This is a genomic window from Streptomyces sp. SID3343 (assembly GCF_009865215.1).
Classification (GTDB): domain Bacteria; phylum Actinomycetota; class Actinomycetes; order Streptomycetales; family Streptomycetaceae; genus Embleya.
Window position 1 is genome coordinate 1 of record NZ_WWJX01000116.1, and the last position, 4,931, is coordinate 4,931.

General features: G+C 73.1%; 2 protein-coding genes. Both read right to left on the reverse strand.

Going from position 1 to position 4,931, the window contains the following annotated elements; genetic code table 11:
- On the reverse strand, positions 1-3,731 hold a 3,731-nt coding region (locus tag GT354_RS04000; protein WP_161354768.1), incomplete at its 3' end, for a type I polyketide synthase.
- Positions 3,732-3,845: 114 nt separating this feature from the next.
- Positions 3,846-4,931, reverse strand: a 1,086-nt coding sequence (locus tag GT354_RS04005; RefSeq protein ID WP_161354769.1) for an acyltransferase domain-containing protein, incomplete at its 5' end; no start/stop codon positions are given.

Consider the following 4,931-nt stretch of genomic DNA (forward strand, 5'->3'; position numbering starts at 1 on the left):
GCGCCCACGAGCCGCAGCCGCGAGCCCACTCCGGCGCCGAGCCGCCCGGCGGGCACCGGCCGCGACACCAACGACGCGACCGACAACACCGGCGCGCCCGCCTCGTCCGCGGCCGTCAACGACAGTTCGTCGGGGCCCGCGACGGCCAGCCGTACCCGCAGCCGCGCCGCACCGCCGGCGTGCAGCCGGACGTCGTTCCACGCGTAGGCCAGGCTGGTCCCGGTTTCGGTCCCCGCCTCCCGCGCCCGCCGAACTGCCTCGACGACCGCGATGTGCAGTGCGGCGTCGAGCAGCGCCGGGTGCAGGCCGAACCGCTCGGCCTCCGCGGCCTGTTCGTCGGCCAACGCGACCTCCGCGAACAACGCCTCCTCGGTCCGCCACGCGCCCTGCAACCCCTGGAACACCGGCCCGTAGTCGATACCCGCCTCGACCAGCAGATCGTAAGCGTCGTCCACCGACACCTCGGCCGCGTCGACCGGCGGCCATACGGTGAAATCGAACCCGTCGACCACGGCCGGGACGTCCGGGCCGCCGTGGGCGCCGAGTTCCTCGGCCCTGGCGGCGGCGTCCCCGGCCAGGAATCCCCCTGCGTGGCGCTCCCATGCGAAGTCGTCGGCGGTGCCCTCGTCCCGAGAGAAGATCGCGAACCGCCGCCGCCCGTCCTCGGCCGGCGCGCCAACGGCCACCTGAAGGTGCACCCCCGCGTCACCGTCCGCGAGCAACAGCGGCACCTCGACGATCAGTTCGTCGACGGTCCCGAGACCGACCTCGTCGCCGGCCCGGACCGCGAGTTCGAGGAAGACCGACGCCGGGAGCAGGACCGTGTCCCGCACCGCGTGATCGGCGAGCCACGGGTGCGTGCGCAACGAGATCCGTCCGGTCAACAGGACTTCGTCACCGTCGGCGCTGCCCGACGACGCGCCGAGGAGTGGGTGAGCCACCGCACGCAGCCCGAGCGACGCGGGCCCGGCCGCCGGGCGGGCCAGGGTCTCCCGCCAGTAGCGCTTGCGCTGGAAGGGATAGGTCGGCAACTCCACGCGTCGCGGCTGAAGTTCCGCGAAGGCGGCGGTCCAGTCCACCGCCACACCACGCACCCACGCCTCGGCGAGGGACGTGTACAGCCGGGTGGCGCCGCCCTGGTCCCGACGTAGCGTCCCGACCACAACGGGCCGTTCGAGGTCGGTCGTGTCGAGCGTCTCGTCGATCGCCGCGGTCAGTACGGGGTGCGGGCCGATCTCCACGAACACCCCGTGCCCGGCGGCCGCGAGAGCGCGGGTGACCTCCTCGAAGCGCACCGTCTCGCGCAGGTTGGTCGCCCAGTAGGCGCCGTCCATCAACGCGGTGTCGAGCCGGTCCCCGGTCACCGTCGACCACAGCGGGATCGACCCCGAACGCGGCTCGATGCCGGCCAGGTCGGCCACGATTCGCTCCCGGATTTCCTCGACCTGCGCCGAGTGCGACGCGTAGTCCACCGGAATGATCCTGGCCCGGGCGCCCTCGCCCGTCACCGCCAGGACCAACGCGTCGAGGGCTTGCGGCTCGCCCGAAACGACGACCTGCGTCGGCCCGTTGACCGCCGCGACCGACACACGATCGGCGAGCCCGGCGGCCTCGATCCGGGCCCGTACCCGGTCCACCGGCAGCGCCACCGACGCCATCCCGCCGTGACCGGACAGCGCGACGATCGCTCGGCTCCGCAGCGCGACCACGCGGGCGCCGTCCTCCACCGACAGCCCACCGGCGACCACGGCGGCGGCGATCTCCCCCTGCGAATGGCCCACCACCGCGTCCGGCGCCACCCCGTGGGCACGCCACACCTCGGCCAACGACACCAGCACCGCCCACAGCAGCGGCTGGACCACGTCCACCCGAGCCGGCGAGGCCGCCCCGGCGACACCGGTCAACACGTCCACGGCCGACCAGTCCGTGAACGGCTCCAGGGCCTTGCCGCACTCCTCGAACCGCGTGGCGAACACCGCCGACTCGGCGAACAGTTCCCCGGCCATGCCGGCCCACTGCGACCCTTGGCCGGGGAAGACGAACACGGTCTTGCCGACCGGCCCCGCCGTCCCGGTCACCGCGTTCGCGGCCGACTCGCCGTGACCCACCGCGCCCAACGCCGCGGTCAGCCCGGCCCGGTCGCCGATCACCACTGCCCGTTCACCGAACAGCGCACGCGAGGACACGAGCGAGAAGCCCACGTCGGCGCCGCGCGGTGTCGGATCGACGTCGAGCCGATCGACGAGCAACCCGGCCTGCGCCCGCAACGCGTCGTGCGTCTTGGCGGACAGCGCCCACGGGAGCACGGCGGGGTCGGGCAGCGGGGTGTCGTCGGGTTCGGGGACAACCCGGGGCAGTTCGAGGATCACGTGCGCGTTGGTCCCGCTGACCCCGAACGCGGAGACCGCCGCCCGGCGTGGGGCGCCCGACTCCGGCCACGGCTGAGCCTGCGTCAGCAGCCGTACCGCGCCCGCCGACCAGTCCACGTGCGGGGTCGGCTCGTCGGCGTGCAGCGTCTTGGGCAGCACTCCGTGCCGCAGCGCCTCGACCATCTTGATCACCCCGGCCACGCCCGCCGCGGCCTGCGCGTGTCCGATGTTGGACTTCAACGACCCCAGCCACAGGGGCCGATCCGCCGACCGCTCCTGCCCGTAGGTCGCCATCAGCGCCTGCGCCTCGATCGGATCGCCGAGCGTGGTGCCCGTCCCGTGCGCCTCCACCACATCCACATCGGCCGCCGTCAGTTCGGCGTTGGCCAACGCCTGGCGGATCACCCGTTGTTGCGCCGGGCCGTTCGGCGCGGTCAGGCCGTTGGACGCGCCGTCCTGATTGACCGCGCTGCCGCGCACCACGGCCAGTACGTCGTGGCCCAGGCGTTCGGCGTCGGAGAGGCGTTCGAGGATCAGCACGCCCACGCCCTCCGCCCACCCGGTGCCGTCGGCCGATGCCGCGAACGCCTTGCACCGCCCGTCCACCGACAGTCCGCGTTGCCGGGAGAACTCCACATACCCCATCGGCGAGGCCATCACGGTCGCGCCGCCGGCCACCGCGAGATCGCACTCCCCCGCGCGCAGCGACTGGGCGGCCAGGTGCAGCGCGACCAGCGACGACGAGCACGCGGTGTCCACGGTCACCGCCGGGCCCTCGAAGCCGAACGAGTAGGAGATCCGGCCCGAGGCCACACTGCCGAGTGTGCCGGTCCCGAGGTAGCCCTCCAGTTCCTCCGGGACTTGGTCCGACGCCGGCGCGTAGTCGATGCCCGCGATACCGGCGTAGACCGCCGTCCGGCTGCGGCGCAGGCCCGTGACGTCGATGCCCGCGCGTTCGAAGGCGTTCCACGTGGCTTCCAACAGCAGCCGCTGCTGTGGGTCGGTGGCCACCGCCTCGCGCGGCGAGATCCCGAAGAACGCGGCGTCGAAGTCGCCCGCGTCCGGCAGGAAGGAGCCGGCGACGGTATACGTCTTGCCGGGCCGATCCGGGTCCGGGTGGTAGATGTCGCGCAGGTCCCAGCCCCGGTCGGTCGGTGCCTCGCCGACCGCGTCCGTGCCGGACTCGACGAGCCGCCACAGGTCTTCCGGCGTGCTGACGTCGCCCGGCAACCGGCACGCCATGCCGACGATCGCGATCGGCTCACGCCGATTCGCCTCCACGTCGCGGACCCGCTTCTGCGCTTGGCGCACGTCGGCCAGCGCGCGCTTGAGATATCCCCTGAGCTTTTCTTCGTCCGACATGGAACTGCCTTTCCGGTACTGCCTGCTGGGCTGTTGTCGGGTTCTGCCCGACTCGGGTACGACGTCGACTTCGGGTGCGGGCACGGATGGCGGCGCGGTCGCCGCGCGCGGGGATCAACGGGATTCGAGGTCGCCGTCCAGCAGCCCGAACAACTCCGCGTCGCTCGCCGTCTCCAGGTCGATGTCGTCGGAGATCTCCGGTACGACCTCGCCCCACTTGTTCGCCAACACCCGCAACCGGTCGATGACGGCCACGCGTTGCGCGGAGTCGGCCGCATCGGCGGCCAGTACGGCGTCCAACCGGTCGAGTTCGTCCAGCAGCGACGGCAGCGGCACGGTGGCCGCCGCGGGGGCAAAGGCGAGTTGCGTCGTCAGGTGGCCCGCCACGTCGGCGGGTGTCGGGTAGTCGAAGATCAACGTGGCCGGCAGTTGCAGTCCGGTCCCGACATTGAGGCGGTTGCGCAACTCGACGGCGGTGAGCGAATCGAATCCCAGCTCGCGGAAGGCCCGTTCCGGCTCGATTCCGGCCGAGCCCCGGTGTCCCAGTACGACCGCCGTCTCGGCGCGGACGAACGCGAGCACCTCGTCCGCCCGCTCCGCCGCACCGAGTCCGGCCAGGCGCGCCACAAGCGCGTCGCCCGCCTCCCCCGCGTCGGGCAGGACGACGTCGACCGCACCGCCTTGCGCGCCGCGCACGCCGTCGAGCCAGTAGCGCTCCCGCTGGAAGGCGTACGTCGGCAACTCCACCGGCCGCGGCCGGTGTCCGGCGAACGCCGCCGCCCAGTCGACCTCGACGCCGCGTACCCACACCTCGGCGACGGACGTGGTGAACCGGCGCAGCCCGCCCTGCCCCCGGCGCAGCGTGCCCACCACGAGCGAGCGCGTCGCGCCGGCGGCTTCCAGGGTCTCCTGGATCGCGGCGGCCAACACCGGGTGCGGGCTCACCTCGACGAACACGCCGTGTCCGGCGCCCGCCAAGCCGCGCACGGCCTCCTCGAAGCGGACCGTCTCGCGCAGGTTGGTCGCCCAGTACGCACCGTCCATCGACGCGGTGTCGATCCACGCGCCGGTCACCGTCGACCACACCGCAACCGTCCCCGACCGCGGCCGAATCCCCGCCAGATCGGCCACGATCGCAGCCCGGATCTCCTCGACCTGCGCCGAATGCGACGCGTAGTCCACCGGGATCAACCGGGCCCG